This window comes from Streptococcus sp. TATVAM-FAB8, assembly GCF_046592795.1.
Lineage (GTDB): Bacteria > Bacillota > Bacilli > Lactobacillales > Streptococcaceae > Streptococcus > Streptococcus ruminicola.
The window spans coordinates 68,074-84,457 of sequence record NZ_JAWVPQ010000005.1 but is presented as its reverse complement, the minus strand read 5'-3'; the positions used below and the strand labels follow the sequence as shown (position 1 = coordinate 84,457).

Annotated in this window: 16 protein-coding genes; 15 read left to right on the top strand and 1 reads right to left on the bottom strand. The window is 38.2% G+C overall.

Annotated elements, in window-relative coordinates:
• Positions 1-15 precede the first annotated feature (15 nt).
• On the top strand, positions 16-741 hold the full coding sequence (locus tag SFC32_RS04545) for a YebC/PmpR family DNA-binding transcriptional regulator (RefSeq protein ID WP_024344280.1): 726 nt from the start codon (positions 16-18) through the stop codon (positions 739-741).
• 51 nt (positions 742-792) lie between these two features.
• Here SFC32_RS04545 and queA read toward each other — a convergent pair whose 3' ends face one another.
• On the bottom strand, positions 793-1,821 hold the full coding sequence (gene queA / locus SFC32_RS04540) for a tRNA preQ1(34) S-adenosylmethionine ribosyltransferase-isomerase QueA (protein ID WP_411049403.1): 1,029 nt from the start codon (positions 1,819-1,821) through the stop codon (positions 793-795).
• Between the two features lie 163 nt (positions 1,822-1,984).
• Here queA and SFC32_RS04535 point away from each other — a divergent pair, with 163 nt between their 5' ends.
• The 14 genes from SFC32_RS04535 (at position 1,985) to SFC32_RS04470 (ending at position 16,346) form a co-directional block, all read left to right on the top strand.
• Positions 1,985-2,491: a VIT1/CCC1 transporter family protein gene (locus SFC32_RS04535; RefSeq protein WP_074564744.1), complete on the top strand. Its 507-nt coding sequence runs from the start codon at positions 1,985-1,987 to the stop codon at positions 2,489-2,491.
• A 132-nt stretch (positions 2,492-2,623) separates the two neighbouring features.
• Complete coding sequence (gene nagB / locus SFC32_RS04530) at positions 2,624-3,328, top strand: glucosamine-6-phosphate deaminase (RefSeq protein ID WP_411049404.1); 705 nt, start codon at positions 2,624-2,626, stop codon at positions 3,326-3,328.
• Between the two features lie 32 nt (positions 3,329-3,360).
• Entirely contained in the window at positions 3,361-4,077 is a 717-nt protein-coding gene (locus SFC32_RS04525; protein ID WP_411049405.1) for a pseudouridine synthase, read from the top strand.
• Positions 4,078-4,127: 50 nt separating this feature from the next.
• The gene (locus SFC32_RS04520) at positions 4,128-5,090 is read left to right on the top strand and encodes a competence protein CoiA (protein ID WP_411049406.1); all 963 of its coding nucleotides are present in this window, start codon (positions 4,128-4,130) and stop codon (positions 5,088-5,090) included.
• Positions 5,090-6,892, top strand: a complete 1,803-nt coding sequence (pepF, locus tag SFC32_RS04515; RefSeq protein ID WP_411049407.1) for an oligoendopeptidase F — start codon at positions 5,090-5,092, stop codon at positions 6,890-6,892. The genes SFC32_RS04520 and pepF overlap by 1 nt, the downstream gene beginning before the upstream one ends.
• A 72-nt stretch (positions 6,893-6,964) precedes the next feature.
• Entirely contained in the window at positions 6,965-7,471 is a 507-nt protein-coding gene (locus SFC32_RS04510; protein ID WP_411049408.1) for a GNAT family N-acetyltransferase, read from the top strand.
• A 1-nt stretch (position 7,472) separates the two neighbouring features.
• Positions 7,473-8,084 (top strand): HAD-IA family hydrolase, encoded by a 612-nt coding sequence (locus tag SFC32_RS04505; protein WP_074869171.1) that lies wholly within the window; start codon positions 7,473-7,475, stop codon positions 8,082-8,084.
• 52 nt (positions 8,085-8,136) lie between these two features.
• A complete protein-coding gene (locus SFC32_RS04500) occupies positions 8,137-8,838 on the top strand; it encodes an O-methyltransferase (RefSeq protein WP_039697204.1) in 702 nt (233 codons plus the stop codon).
• Positions 8,839-8,907: 69 nt separating this feature from the next.
• Positions 8,908-9,960 (top strand): peptidyl-prolyl cis-trans isomerase, encoded by a 1,053-nt coding sequence (locus SFC32_RS04495; protein ID WP_411049409.1) that lies wholly within the window; start codon positions 8,908-8,910, stop codon positions 9,958-9,960.
• A gap of 356 nt (positions 9,961-10,316) precedes the next feature.
• Positions 10,317-12,935, top strand: a complete 2,619-nt coding sequence (alaS, locus tag SFC32_RS04490) for an alanine--tRNA ligase (protein ID WP_411049410.1) — start codon at positions 10,317-10,319, stop codon at positions 12,933-12,935.
• Position 12,936: 1 nt separating this feature from the next.
• On the top strand, positions 12,937-13,122 hold the full coding sequence (locus SFC32_RS04485; protein ID WP_411049411.1) for a peptidase: 186 nt from the start codon (positions 12,937-12,939) through the stop codon (positions 13,120-13,122).
• A gap of 219 nt (positions 13,123-13,341) precedes the next feature.
• Positions 13,342-14,214, top strand: a complete 873-nt coding sequence (locus tag SFC32_RS04480; protein ID WP_411216630.1) for a site-2 protease family protein — start codon at positions 13,342-13,344, stop codon at positions 14,212-14,214.
• 157 nt (positions 14,215-14,371) lie between these two features.
• Positions 14,372-15,154, top strand: coding sequence for a carbon-nitrogen family hydrolase (locus SFC32_RS04475; protein WP_411049413.1), 783 nt, complete (start codon positions 14,372-14,374; stop codon positions 15,152-15,154).
• A gap of 13 nt (positions 15,155-15,167) precedes the next feature.
• On the top strand, positions 15,168-16,346 hold the full coding sequence (locus tag SFC32_RS04470) for a pyridoxal phosphate-dependent aminotransferase (RefSeq protein WP_411049414.1): 1,179 nt from the start codon (positions 15,168-15,170) through the stop codon (positions 16,344-16,346).
• Positions 16,347-16,384 lie beyond the last annotated feature (38 nt).

Below are 16,384 nucleotides of genomic sequence, written 5' to 3'. Positions count from 1 at the left end.
AGGGAGGAATTTTGCATGTCAGGACATAATAAATGGAGCAAAATTAAAAATAAAAAAGGTGAAGCAGACGCTAAACGCGGTGCGATTTTCAACAAATTGTCACGTGAAATTTTTGTAGCTGCTAAAGCTGGTGGTGGTGATCCATCAATGAACGCCAGTCTTCGTATGGTTTTGGATAAAGCGCGTGCGGCTAATATGCCAAAAGATAACATCAATCGCGCCATTAAGAAAGCAACAGATGTTGGTGATACAACTAACTACGATGAAATTACTTATGAAGGATATGGACCAGGCGGGGTTGCCATCCTAGTTCACACCTTAACTGACAACAAAAAACGTACAGATGCTAACATGCATACCATTTTCACTCGTAATGGTGGTAATATGGGCTCAACAGGATCTGTTGCTTACATGTTTGACCGTAAAGGTTATATTGTCATTGACCGTGAAAATTTGGACTTGGACGAAGACAGCATGCTTGAGTTGATTTTGGATGCTGGGGCAGAAGATTTGAAAACATCAGATGATGCCTTTGAAATCTTCACTGAACCAAAAGAATTTCCAGCTGTTAAAGAAGCTTTGCAAGCACAAAATCTTGAATTCGCGCAAGCTCAACTTAGCATGATTCCACAAAACTACGTTAGCCTTGATGCAGAACAAGCAGACATTTTGGAAACATTGGTTGATAAACTCGAAGACGACGATGACGTTCAAGATGTTTACACCAACATGGCTGATTAATAATGAAAAAAGAACTTCGAATTTTTTCGAAGTTCTTTTTAAGTAATTTTGTTATTTAACAAACATGGCATCGCCAAAGCTAAAGAAGCGGTAGCGTTCATCGATGGCGTGTTGGTAAGCTTCTAGGACGAATTCACGTCCTGCAAAAGCTGATACCAACATCACAAGTGTTGATTTTGGCAAGTGGAAGTTTGTTGAAAAGGCATCAACCACTTTAAAGTCGTAACCTGGTTTGATGAAGATATTTGTCCAACCACTGTCAGCTTTGATTTCACCGTTGAATTTTGAACCGATGGTTTCAAGGGTACGAATTGATGTTGTTCCAACTGCAACAACACGTCCACCAGCAGCTTTTACGTCGCGAAGGGTTTGAGCAGCTTCTTCAGATAAGCGGTAGAATTCAGAGTGCATTTCGTGTTCTTCGACATTGTCAACAGAAACTGGACGGAATGTTCCAAGTCCAACGTGAAGTGTCACGTAGACAAGTTTTACACCTTTTGCTTCGATTTGTTCAAGCAATTCTTTGGTGAAGTGGAGTCCAGCAGTTGGAGCAGCAGCAGAGCCGTTTTCTTTAGCGTAGACAGTTTGGTAACGGTCTGGGTCATCCAATTTTTCGTGAATGTATGGTGGCAATGGCATTTCACCAAGGCTTTCCAAAACTTCAAGGAAGATACCATCGTAGTCGAATTCAACGATACGTCCACCGTGGTCCAATTCTTCTACAACTGTGGCAGTCAAGCGACCATCACCAAATGATACTTTTGCTCCCACGCGCAAGCGTTTAGCTGGTTTTGCCAAAACTTCCCATTGGTCGCCTTCAGTATTTTTCAAAAGAAGCAATTCAACGTGACCGTGTGTGTCTGGTTTTTCACCGTAAAGACGAGCTGGAAGAACGCGTGTGTTGTTCATGACAAGAGCGTCACCAGGATTTAGCTCATCAAGAATGTGGTCGAAGTGTGCATCAACCATCTCGTGTGTTTTGTGGTCAATGACTAAAAGTTTAGAACTATCTCGTTTTTCAAGAGGTGTTTGGGCAATTAACTCCTCTGGTAAATTAAAATCAAAATCGTCGGTATGCATAATCTAACATGTTTCCTTAATATTATATTCTCAACTAATCATTATAACACGATAAGCATTTTCCGTCATCTGGTCTTGTTTTAATTGTAACAATTCTAAAGAGATGGTATAATGAAAACAACAAAGAAAACGCTTAAAAATTAATGGAAAGTGATGAAAAAAGATGAAAGAAAAATTTGGAGACTACGCAAAATCAATCGTCTATGGTGGCATGGACGGGATTGTGACGACATTTGCGGTTGTTGCAGGAGCTGTCGGTGGTAACTTAGGAATCACACCGATTGTTATTCTTGGCTTTTCAAATCTTCTGGCTGATGGCTTTTCAATGGCGGTCGGAGATTATTTGAGTTCAACGACAGAAGAATCAGTTGTAAAAGGTAAGGCAGTTAAGAATGCTGGGGCAACTTTCCTTTCATTCATATTTTTTGGCTTGATTCCTCTTTTGTCTTACCTTTTGATTAATGTTTTTAGCATTTTCAAAGTCCATACTTTTATGATGGCTTGTATTTTAGTATCGCTAGCGCTAACCTTACTTGGATTTGTCAAAGCTTTGATAACAAAGAAAAGCAAATTCAAAGAAATTTTTAGAACGCTACTGATTGGCTTAATTGCTGCGCTGTTTGCCTACTATGTCGGAGATTTCCTAGGACAGATTGCAGGAACAAGATAGAAAAATGATGTCTGAGATTAATTCTCAGGCTTTTTTATTTCTCGAAATATTTTCCTTGACAATAATTGGTATATACCATATAATAATTTTAGATAAATGGTATATACCAAAAAACAAGAATGGGGAAATAAGATGAGAGTAATTCGTGTTAATGATCAAATTGAAGGTGGTAAAGCAGCATTTGCTTTGTTAAAAGGAGCTTTGGAAAATGGTGCTAAAACATTAGGGCTTGCAACAGGTAGCACACCTCTTAGTTTCTATAAAGAAATTGCAAATAGTGACCTTGATTTTTCAGAAATGACAAGCATTAATCTTGATGAATATGTTGGTTTGGCTGCAGATAACGCACAAAGTTATCATCATTTTATGAAGGAAAATCTTTTCCAATATAAACCTTTCAAAAAAAGTTTTTTACCAAATGGTTTGGCGACTGACTTACAAGCAGAAGCTCGCCGTTACAATCAAGTGATAGCTGAGCACCCAATTGATTTTCAAATTTTGGGGATTGGTCGAAATGGTCATATTGGTTTCAATGAACCTGGCACATCATTTGATATGACGACTCATATCGTCGATTTGGCTGAAGATACGATTGAGGCAAATAGTCGTTTCTTTGACAGCATGGAAGAAGTGCCAAAACAAGCTATTTCAATGGGAATTCACTCAATCATGCAATCAAAAATGGTTGTTTTAATGGCTTATGGCAAGGACAAAGCAGACGCTATTAATCAAATGATTAATGGTCCAATCAGCGAAGATTTGCCAGCAAGCGTTCTTCACAATCACCCAAATCTTGTGGTGATTGTGGATGAAGCAGCAGCGAGCGAATTAGACTAAAAAATTGCTTCAGAACATGGTAAAATAGGAGCATGCGTTTAGATAAATTATTAGGACAAGCGGGATTTGGCTCTCGAAATCAAGTCAAAAAGCTCATCAGAAGTCGTCAGGTTTATGTTGATGGTCGCTTAGCTGAGGCTGATAATTTGAATGTTGAGCCAAGTCTGCAAGAGATAACTGTTTCGGGAAAACGAGTAGAGCTGTCGACTGAAAAATATTTCATTTTAAATAAACCAGCTGGTGTGGTTTCTGCGGTGTCTGATAAAGAACATCAAACGGTCATTGATTTGATTGTTGAAGCAGACCGAGTGCCAAGACTCTATCCAGTTGGGCGTTTAGACCGCGACACGGAAGGGCTACTTTTAATTACCAATAATGGTCCTTTGGGGTTTCGCATGTTGCATCCAAAATATCACGTTACAAAGACTTACTATGTCGAAGTAAATGGTCTTTTAGCAGCTGATGCGTCAGTATTTTTTAAAAATGGTGTGACCTTTGATGACGGAACGGTTTGTAAACCTGCTAATCTTGAGATTATCGAGGCAAGTTCTGAAAAAAGCTCCGCTTATATCTCGATTGCAGAAGGAAAATTTCATCAAGTTAAGAAAATGTTTTTGGCTTATGGGGTCAAGGTCATTTACCTCAAACGAATGACTTTTGGTGCCTTTGAACTTGGTGACTTGCCAAGGGGACAATACCGAGAATTGAATACGAAAGAAAAAGAAATCTTGAAAAATTATTTGGATTAATCCGGTGGTTTTTCAGGATTTTTTTCGAATAAAAAAGTAGGAGGTTTAATATGCTGTCTGCTCTTGATGAAAAAGGTCGTTTGGTCTCCTTGTTAGATGAGATTCCTAAAAAACAAGCTTTTACTTGTCCAGCCTGTCATTCACCAGTTCGACTGAGACATGGTCAGATTATGCGTCCGCATTTTGCGCATGTGTCACTGGAAAATTGTGACTTTTATAGTGAAAATGAAAGTGATGAACATTTGCAGTTAAAAGCAGGACTTTATCAGTCGCTTTCGCAAAGTGAAAAAGTGGTCGTTGAGGCTGTTTTGCCAGAGCTGCATCAGGTTGCAGATATTTTGGTCAATGATAACCTTGCTCTGGAAGTTCAGTGCTCCAGATTATCAGAAAAGCGTCTCAGAGAACGCACGGCTTCTTATCACAAGGCTGGCTTTAATGTTTTATGGCTTTTGGGAGAAAAACTATGGCTTGGCAAGCGTTTAACGCCGCTACAGCGACACTTTCTTTACTTTTCGCAGAATATGGGATTTCATCTGTGGGAGTTAGATGCTAAGAAAAGGCTTGTTCGACTACATTATTTAATTTATGAAGATTGGCATGGTAAAGTGCATTATTTGACAAAAAACTGCTCGTTCTCAGGAAACTTAATGGCATTTTTCAGACTTCCTTATCAAAAACAAAAACTCTCAACTTATGAGGTTAAACAAGATTCAAATCTATTAAGCTACATTCAAAGACAACTATCTTCTCGAAATACTTTTTGGTTAAAGCGCCAAGAAAAGGCTTATTTGCAAGGGAAAAATCTTCTCACACTGCCTTTGTCAGCTTTTTTTCCGCAAGTTAGGCCCCCAGAAACTAAGGCTGGTTTTTGTCAAATTTCACAAGACTTATCAGACTTTTATGAGACCTTCAGGTGTTATTATCAAAATCAAAGTGAAAAAGGTGTTCAAAAACTTTACCCACCAGCTTATTATGGTAGAATGGTTAATAATATCAAGAAAAGGAGAACATAATGTCAGATAATCGTAGTCATATTGATGAAAAATACAAATGGGATTTGAGCACTGTTTTTGCGACAGATGAAACATGGGAGGCTGAATTAGCTAAGTTAGATGCTGACTTAGAAGATGCCAAAAAATACAAAAGTCACTTGACAGAATCAAGCAAGGATTTATTAGCAATTACGGAGCATTATCTTGCTTTGTCACGTCGTTTGGAAAAAGTTTATGTTTATGCGTCAATGAAAAACGACCAAGATACTACAGTGGCAAAATACCAAGAATACCAAGCAAAAGCGACAGCCCTTTACGCTAAATACAGCGAAGTCTTTGCTTTTTACGAACCAGAATTGATGCAATTATCAGCTGAAGATTTTGCGGCATTTGTTGCTGAAACGCCAGCGTTATCAGCTTATGCGCATTTCTTTGAACAACTTTTCAAACGCCAAGCACACGTCTTGTCACAAAAAGAAGAGGAGCTCTTAGCTGGTGCACATGAAATCTTTGGTGCTGCTGGTGAAACTTTTGAAATTCTAGATAATGCCGACATTGTTTTCCCAGTGGTTTTAGATGATGAAGGCAATGAAGTGCAACTAACACATGGTAATTTCATTAGTCTTTTGGAATCAAAAAATCGCGACGTCCGAAAAGCAGCTTATGAAGCGATGTATGCCACTTACGAACAATTCCAGCATACTTACGCTAAGACATTGCAGACAAATGTTAAGGTTCATAACTACGATGCGCGTGTTCACCACTTCAAGTCAGCACGTGAGGCAGCACTTTCTGCTAACTTCATTCCAGAAGCAGTTTATGATACATTGATTGACCGCGTGAATGCCCACTTGCCATTGCTTCATCGTTATGTAGAACTTCGTAAAAAAGTTCTTAAATTAGATGATTTGAAAATGTATGATATCCATACACCATTGTCTGAAATGGATATGAGCTTCACTTATGAAGAAGCTTTGAAAAAAGCAGAAGAAGTTTTGGCTGTCTTTGGTAAAGATTATTCTGAGCGTGTTCATCGTGCTTTCACAGAACGTTGGATTGATGTTCATGTCAATAAAGGAAAACGCTCAGGAGCTTATTCTGGTGGGGCTTACGATACTAATGCCTTTATGCTTTTGAACTGGCAAGATACCCTTGATAATCTGTTTACTTTGGTACACGAAACAGGTCACAGTCTTCATTCAACATTTACACGTGAAAACCAACCATATGTGTACGGTGATTACAGTATTTTCTTAGCTGAGATTGCTTCAACAACTAATGAAAATATTTTGACAGAAACACTTCTAAAAGAAGTAGATGATGACAAGGATCGTTTTGCGATTTTGAATCATTTCTTGGATGGTTTCAAAGGAACAATCTTCCGTCAAGCACAGTTTGCAGAGTTTGAAGATATGATTCATAAAGCAGATCAAGCTGGTGAAGTATTGACAAGCGAATACCTTAACAATCTTTATGCAGACCTAAATGAAAAATATTATGGTCTTAGCAAGGAAGACAATCCAGAAATTCAATACGAATGGGCACGTATTCCGCATTTCTACTACAATTATTATGTCTATCAATACGCAACAGGTTTTGCAGCAGCAAGTTATCTAGCTGATAAAGTGGTTCACGGTACTCAGGCTGATATTGATCGATATCTTGATTATCTTAAAGCAGGAAATTCTGATTATCCGCTAAATGTCATTGCTAAAGCAGGTGTGGATATGACAAGTAGTGATTATTTGGATGCAGCCTTCAAGATTTTTGAAGACCGTCTAAATGAATTGGAAGCTTTGGTTGAAAAAGGAGCACACCTTTAAAATGCTTTATGAGGTTGGATATTCCAGCCTCGTTTTTTATGTTATAATGGAAAAAATTTTGGAGGTGCTAGTATGGAAATTAGGAGACTAGATGTTAATGATGAAGCGGCTTACCGAGCTTATCAAACAGCTTTGGAAAATGACGATAACCCCTTTATTACGACACGTGAGATTGGTGATTTTAAAACCTTTGTGGAAAATAGCAGAGCGCAAGAAATACAAGCTACTAATCCTGATTATTCAACGATGACTACCTATTATGCCTTTGTGAATGGAAAAATTGCTGCGCGTATATCTTGTCGATGGCAGCTGGAAAAGGGTAATCTTGCGACGATTGGTGGACATATCGGCTATCAAACCTTACCAGAATTTAGACGACAAGGTATCATGACCAGGCTTCTCAGCTTTGCTCTTGAGCAATATGCCAAACGTGGCATCAATCCTGTGCTTATCACAGCGCGTGAGGACAATATTGCCAGTCGTAGAACCATTGAAAAAGCTGGTGGTATTTTGGAAAATATTATTGACCTAGAAGATGGGCATCGTCTAGCACGTTATTGGATTAGATTGGAGAAATAGATTGACAACTTTGATTTGGGATTTTGATGGAACTTTGGTGGACTCATATGAGGCAATTGGTGAAGCTTTGAAAGTCACCTACGCACATTATGACCTAGACTTTAATGAAGAATGGGTCATGGATTTTATCATTAAAGAATCCGTCAAAGCTTTGCTTTATCAGGTCGCAGAGAAGGAAGAGATAGATTTTCCTGAACTATCAGCCTTCTTTAAAAAAGAGCAGGAAGCGCGTGACCACATGATAAAACCAATGCCACATTTGGCAGAGGTGCTTAAACAGACAAAACAAATGGGCATGACTCATTTTGTCTATACGCATAAAGGAATTACAGCCAATGATGTTTTAGAGAGACTTGGGGTGCGTCAGTATTTCACAGAAGTAGTGACTTCGGCAAACGGTTTTGCTCGTAAACCAGAACCAGAGGCTATTAATTATCTTATTAAAAAATATGCCTTAGACAAAGCAGACACTTTTTATGTTGGTGACCGTCGAATTGATGTTGAAGCTGCAGAGAATGCTAGTATTAAGTCTATTAATCTTGGACAACCATCATCAAAAATGAATCAAAAGATTGCTGATTTGTCAGATATTGTTACCCTTCTTAAGCAGTAAAATAAAATGCTGCCTATTCACATCGGCTTTATTTTGCTATATAATAAGAGTTATGGTTAAATCATATTCAAAAACAGCAAATCACAATATGCGACGTCCTGTTGTCAAAGAGGGTGTCGTGCGTTATATGCGAACACGTCAAAAGCAAAATGATGGCTTTTTAGCGGAATTAGAGGCTTTTGCACATCAAGAAAATATCCCGATTATCCAGCACGAAGTAGTAGCTTATTTCCGTTTCTTGTTGCAAACTTTGCAGCCTAAGAATATCTTGGAAATTGGGACAGCGATTGGTTTTTCAGCGCTTTTGATGGCAGAAAATGCACCAGAAGCTAAGATTACAACACTCGATCGTAATCCAGAAATGATTGCTTTTGCTAAGGAAAACTTTGCAAAATACGACACTCGCAAGCAAATCACATTAGTTGAAGGCGATGCCGTTGATACTCTTTCAACCCTTGAAGGTGAGTATGACTTTGTCTTCATGGATTCTGCAAAATCAAAATACATTGTCTTTTTGCCAGAAGTTTTGAAACACTTGAAAGTTGGAGGTGTCGTGATTTTTGATGATGTTTTCCAAGGTGGCGACATTGTCAAACCAATCGAAGAAGTACGCCGTGGACAACGTACCATTTACCGTGGACTTCAACGACTCTTCGACTCAACGCTTGACAATCCAAATCTGACAGCAAGCCTTTTGCCACTTAGCGACGGACTACTAATGCTCCGTAAAAATGCAGAAGACGTAGAACTGTAAAATTAAGCAACATTTAAGTTATTGTGGTATACTAATGGAGTTAAAGACAAATTAAGGAGTTTAATATCAATGGCTAACAAAGAAAAATCAGGATTTTCAAAAATGATCCAAAGCAAGGCTTTTAAAGGTGTTTCTATTGCCGTAGCGTCAGCTCTTATCGGTGCTGGTGTAACTTACCTTGCTACAAACAACAATTCTGAAACTAAAGCTCTTGTTACAATGAAAGGTAACACAATTACAGTATCAGACTTCTACAGTGCAGCTAAAAGCACATCATCATCTCAACAAACAATGTTGAACTTGATTTTGTCACGTGTCTTTGAAGACCAATATGGTGATAAAGTTTCTGATAAAGATGTCACTAAAGCTTATAACACAACAGCTTCATCATATGGTTCATCATTCTCAAGCGCTCTTCAAGCAGCTGGTTTGACAACTGACACTTACAAACAACAAATCCGTACATCAATGCTTGTAGAATATGCTGTTAAAGAAGCTGCCAAAGATAAATTGACAACTAAAAACTACAAAGAAGCTTACAAAGATTACAATCCTGATACAACAGCTACAGTTATTGCATTGACTGATGAAGACAAAGCTAACTCAGTTCATGATCAAGCGACAGCAGAAGGTGCTGATTTCGATAAAATTGCTAAAGATAACACAACAGCTAAGAAAACTGAATACACATTTGATTCTGCAGATACAAAACTTCCAACAGATGTTATGAATGCAGCATTCAAACAAGACGAAGGTTCAGTATCAGATGTAATCAAAGTGATGAACTCATCTACATATTCATACACTTACTACATCGTTAAAACAACTAAGAAAACAGAAAAAAATGCTGATTGGAAAACTTATAAAAAACGTTTGAAGAAAATCATTATGGCTAAATACCAAAATGATACAAACTTCCAAAACCAAGTTATCGGTAAAGCACTTGATAAAGCTAATGTGAAAATTAAAGATCGTAGCTTTGCAAGCATCCTTTCACAATATGCTACAAGCACATCTTCATCATCTTCAAAAGCTTCAACAAGCCAAGCAAGTTCTTCAGAAGCTAGTTCAACTGAAGACTCTTCAACAGCAGAATCAAGTTCTACAGATTCAGCTGAATAAGCTACTTGACCAGACGCATAAAATACAGTACAATTAAAAAGATTGAGAATCGTTTTTAAACATTCAGATTCAGAAAAGTGGCGGTTGCTGCGAGCCATGGATGAAGTTAAAAATGTGCTACTCATGTTTTCTGATTTTTAGTTTGGTAATTTTGATTACTAAGGTCAAATATAAGAAAAACAATTTAAAAGATAAATGAAGAATGACAGGTTCATTGAAAAGAGGTGGTACCGTGGCTAACGTCACCCTCTGTGAGATGGACTTGTCGTTTTTTTCTCCTTTGAACGAGAGCAAAAGATGATTTCAATCTATGGCAAGCGTTAAAATCGCTTAGTAAGAAGAAAAGGAAAGATGTAATGAAACAATTGACTAGTGCGCAAGTGCGCCAAATGTGGTTAGACTTCTGGAAATCAAAAGGTCACTCTGTTGAACCTTCTGCAAACTTGGTCCCTGTAAATGACCCAACTTTGTTGTGGATTAACTCAGGTGTTGCCACACTTAAAAAATATTTTGACGGATCAGTAATTCCAGAAAACCCACGTATCACAAATGCTCAAAAAGCTATCCGTACAAACGATATTGAAAACGTTGGTAAAACAGCTCGTCACCACACAATGTTTGAAATGTTGGGTAACTTCTCTGTTGGTGATTACTTCCGTGATGAAGCTATTACTTGGGGATTCGAATTGTTGACAAGCCCAGAATGGTTTGACTTCCCTAAAGACAAACTTTACATGACTTACTACCCAGATGATAAAGATACTTACAACCGTTGGATTTCACTTGGTGTTGAACCAAGTCACTTGATTCCAATCGAAGACAACTTCTGGGAAATTGGTGCTGGACCTTCAGGACCAGATACTGAAATCTTCTTTGACCGTGGAGAAGACTTTGACCCAGACCACGTTGGTATCAAACTTCTTGCTGAAGACATTGAAAACGACCGTTATATCGAAATTTGGAACATCGTGTTGTCACAATTCAACGCTGATCCAGCTGTTCCACGTTCAGAATACAAAGAATTACCACACAAAAACATTGATACGGGTGCTGGTTTGGAACGTTTGGTTGCGGTTATGCAAGGGGCTAAAACAAACTTTGAAACTGACCTCTTCATGCCAATCATTCGTGAAATCGAAAAATTATCTGGTAAAACTTATGATCCAGATGGCGACAACATGAGCTTTAAAGTTATCGCTGACCACATTCGCTCACTTTCATTTGCTATCGGTGATGGTGCTCTTCCTGGTAACGAAGGTCGTGGTTATGTGCTTCGTCGTTTGCTTCGTCGCGCAGTTATGCACGGCCGTCGCCTTGGCATCAACGAAACATTCTTGTATAAATTGGTTCCAACAGTTGGTAAAATCATGGAATCATACTACCCAGAAGTTCTTGAAAAGCGCGAATTTATCGAAAAAATCGTACGCCGCGAAGAAGAAACATTTGCTCGTACAATCGATGCTGGTTCAAACATGCTTGACCAATTATTGGCTGATTTGAAAGCAGCTGGTAAAGACACTGTTGAAGGTAAAGACATCTTCAAATTGTATGATACATACGGATTCCCAGTTGAATTGACTGAAGAATTGGCTGAAGATAAAGGATTCAAGATTGACCACGCTGGCTTTGAAGCTGCTATGAAAGAACAACAAGAACGTGCTCGTGCAAGTGTTGTTAAAGGTGGTTCAATGGGTATGCAAAACGAAACATTGTCAAGCATCACTGAAGAATCAGTCTTTAGCTATGAAGAAGAAGTTCTTGAATCTACATTGTCAGTTATTATCGCTGATAACGAACGTACTGAAGCTGTTTCAGAAGGTCAAGCTTTACTTGTTTTCGCTAAAACACCATTCTACGCTGAAATGGGTGGTCAAGTAGCTGACCACGGTGTTATCAAAAACGATAAAGGCGATATCGTTGCTCGTGTGATTGATGTTCAAAAAGCACCAAATGGTCAAGCTCTTCACACAGTTGAAGTACTTGCAAGCTTGTCAGTTGGTACAACATACACACTTGAAATCGACAGCAAACGTCGTCACAGTGTTATCAAAAACCACACAGCTACTCACTTGCTTCACGCTGCACTTCACCACGTTATCGGTGAACACGCTACTCAAGCTGGTTCTCTTAACGAAGAAGGATTCTTGCGCTTTGACTTCACTCACTTTGAAGCAGTAACTGCTGATGAATTGCGTCAAATCGAAGAAGAAGTTAACCAACAAATCTGGAATGCTATCCCAGTTAAGACTGTTGAAACTGACATTGATACAGCTAAATCAATGGGTGCTATGGCCTTGTTCGGTGAAAAATACGGTAAAAACGTACGTGTCGTAACAATTGGCGACTACTCAATCGAACTTTGTGGTGGTACACACGTTTCAAATACAGCAGAAATTGGAATCTTCAAGATTGTCAAAGAAGAAGGTATCGGTTCAGGAACTCGTCGTATCCTTGCTGTAACTGGTAAAGAAGCCTTTGAAGCATACCGTCAAGAAGAAGAAGACCTTAAAGCAATTGCTGAAACTCTTAAAGTGCCTCAATTGAAAGAAGTTACTAAGAAAGTAGTAAGCTTGCAAGAACAATTGCACAAATTGCAAAAAGAAAATGCTGAATTGAAAGAAAAAGCAGCAGCAGCACAAGCTGGTGACGTCTTCAAAGATGTTAAAGAAGCAAACGGTCTTCGCTTTATCGCTAGCCAAGTAACTGTTTCTGATGCAGGTGCCCTTCGTACATTTGCTGACAACTGGAAACAAAAAGATTACTCTGACGTTCTTGTATTGGCAGCAGCTATTGGCGAAAAAGTCAATGTTCTTGTAGCAAGCAAATCAAAAGATGTTCACGCTGGTAACTTGATTAAAGCTTTGGCACCAATCGTATCAGGTCGTGGTGGTGGTAAACCAGACATGGCTATGGCCGGTGGTTCAGATGCTGCTAAAATCGCTGACCTTCTTGCAGCAGTAGCAGAAAATCTTTAAGATGAAATCAAAAAATATCTTTCTAAAACTCGCCATTGCCTTAATCAGTGTAACAATCATAAGCCTTGCTGGAGTACTTATTGTCAATAGCATCCAAGGAAAGGTAAACTGGGTACTTATTGTCATTCTCTTTGCAGAAGCAAGCCTACTCAGTAGCCTGATTAAAACCTTGCAAGAAAGAAAATAAAATGAAAGCTCACCAAACGGTGGGCTTTTTTGCTATGGTTAAAAAATCTTATGATAAAATGGTAATATCATTTAGGAATTCCAGAGATATTCAGGAATAAAAGGGAGATATATGAGAAAATTATATTCGCCAGTTTGTGTAACATTTTTATTCTTACTTTTGTTGATGATAATATTTCCATCAGTACGAGAAACATTTATCTTAAGTTATATTAGTATTATGTTGGCTATTTTATTTCATGAATTTGGTCATTTTGCAGTTGGTTATATTAATGGCGTAAAACCACAGCATCTTATTGTTGGCTTTATCAAATTTGATTTTGAAAATGGATTTCGTGTGAGATTTAATGATAACTGGATGTATTATGGTGGTATTTATCGCTACAAGGTTACAAATTATCCAGAAAAATCAATGTTAAAGTTACTAGTTGGAGGTCCATTAGTTAGTTTACTTGGTTCATTTGTCTTGTTTTCACAGTTGGAATTTTTGAAAGTATTTGGATATTCTAGCCTATTATTATTTATAGCAACGGCAGCTCCAATAAACTTTTCTGGCTTATGCAACGATGGTTTTAAGGCATATAAATTGTTAATGAAAGATAACTTATTTCTTTTATATCAAAGAGTATCTAATCAATTATTGCAAGATTATAGCGTTACGACCTTTGATGAAGTTTCAAAAGTTTGTAGCACTTTAGAAAACAAAAATATTCCTGACTATATGATAAATACTTTTTTATTGTATCTGATTTATGCTTGGTTATTGCAAGGAGAAATGTTGCAGATTAGAAATAGTTATCAAAGATTGACAGAGATAAAGCCAAGTAATCAGTTTAATCGAAATTATTACTATAGCCTTCTAGTAAGTTTAGAAGCATTAGTGTATAAGAGGGTGTCTAGTGACTTATTTGCTAAAGTCAACTTGGAGAAATTAGATAAGATTAGCCAAAAACGTCTGCAATATCTATCATGTTTTTATTTAGAAAATAGTGAAGATATAAGTGAGAAAAAAATCGCTTTTCAAGAGGTGTTATCATCATATAGTGAACAAAAATCAGTTTTAGTTCAAGCTGAAAAACAGTTTTTAGTATAAAGTATTCAAAGCTCACCTGATGGTGGGCTTTTTTGGGGTTATAGTTTTTAACTATCAAATCTATTTAAAATAACTATTTTACGAGGAGAAGGGAGACTGCTATAATAGTCACTAAGATTTCAGAAAATTTTCAACAAAAGATAGAATCGAGGAAATCATGAAAGTTTCACTAATTCAGATGGCTATTTACGAAGCTGAGCCGAAGAAAAACATTGAGAATGTCTTAGCTTGGTTAGAAAAAGCAGCGCTTGATGAGCCTGATGTGATTGTCTTGCCAGAAATGTGGAATACAGGTTATGCTTTGGAGCAAATAGCAGAGCTTGCTGATGAGAATGGTCAAGAAACTAAAAACTTGCTTAGAAAGTTTGCGAAGGATCACCAGGTTAATCTGGTAGCGGGTTCTGTGGCAACGAAAAAAGAAACTGGTTTTTTTAACACAACTTATGTTTTTAACCGATCTGGTCAGGTGATTGCTGATTATGATAAGGTTCATCTTTTTGGCTTGATGGGAGAAGATCGTTTTTTGCAGGCTGGCAAAAATGAGAATCTTTTTGAACTAGACGGTGTAAAAGCAGCTAGTGTTATTTGCTATGATATCCGTTTTCCAGAATGGGTGAGAACCTTGATGTCAAGCGGAGCCAAGGTTTTATTTGTCGTAGCTGAGTGGCCGAAAGAGCGTGTCGAACAATGGGAGATTTTACTTCGTGCGCGTGCAGTTGAAAATCAAGCTTTTGTAGTGGCTGTTAACCGTGTTGGTCAAGGAGCGTTGGACGATTTTTCTGGGCATTCATTGGTTATTGACCCGCTAGGAAATGTTATTTTGCAAGCGCCAGATAATCAAGAAGGTGTTTTTTCGGTAGATATTGACTTATCAGAGGTTGAAAAAGTTCGTGGGCATATTCCTGTTTTTGCTGACCGAAAACCAGAGTTGTATCATTAATGGGGGAGTTAGGATGTTTTCACAATCAGATATTTTACAAACATTACCAAAACAATTTTTTGCTAGTCTTGTTGCTAAGGTCAATGCAAAACTGGCTGAAGGTTATGATGTGATTAATCTTGGTCAAGGAAATCCTGATCAGCCGACATACGATTATATTGTTGATGCTTTGATTGAAGCTGCTAAGAATCCAGGATCCCATAAATATTCACAATTTCGAGGCAATGCTAATTTTAAAGAAGCAGCTAGTCAGTTTTATAAGGATAATTATCAGGTGGAACTTGATAGTGAGAAGGAAATTTGTGTCCTTGGTGGTGCAAAGATTGGTCTGGTTGAGTTTCCCTTGGCCTTGATGAATCCAGGTGAGCTCTTACTTTTGCCTGACCCAGGCTATCCAGACTATTTATCAAGTGTAGCGCTAGGAAAAATTGAATATGAAACCTTTCCTTTAAAAGAAGAAAATAACTTTTTGCCAGATTTGTCAGCCATTCCTGAAGAAGTGGCAAAGCGTGCTAAATTTATCTACATCAATTACCCTAACAATCCTACCGGAGCTGTGGCGACGACTGAATTTTATGAAGAACTGGTCGCTTGGGCGAAAAAATACGAGGTCGGTGTTGTTAGCGACTTTGCTTATGGGGCTTTGGGAGCAGACGGTTACCAAAATCCAAGTTTTTTATCAACACCTGGAGCAAAAGAAGTAGGTATTGAACTTTACACATTTTCGAAAACTTTTAACATGGCAGGTTGGCGTTTGGCATTTGCTGCAGGAAATGCTGAGATGATTGAAGCTCTTAATCTCCTACAAGATCACCTCTTTGTTAGTATTTTTCCGGCAATCCAAGACGCTGGCGCGGTTGCCCTTTTAGATAAACGTGCGAAAGTAGCAATCGCAGAGCTAAATCACAAATATGACGAGCGACGCCACGCTTTTGTCAAAGCTGCTGCTAAAATAGGCTGGCACGCCTTTGAGTCAAAAGGTTCGTTTTATGCTTGGATGCCGGTGCCAGAAGGTTATAACAGTGAAAGCTTCGCTGATTTACTCTTAAACGAAGCTCACGTCGCAGTCGCACCGGGAAAAGGTTTCGGACAAGCAGGAGATGGCTACGTCAGAATCGGACTCCTAGTTGAACCAAAACGCCTTGAAGAAGCAGTTGAAAGAATTAGTCAGCTGGGATTGTTTGAAAAATAATGAAAGTACGAATGAAAATTCGTGCTTTTTTAATATTT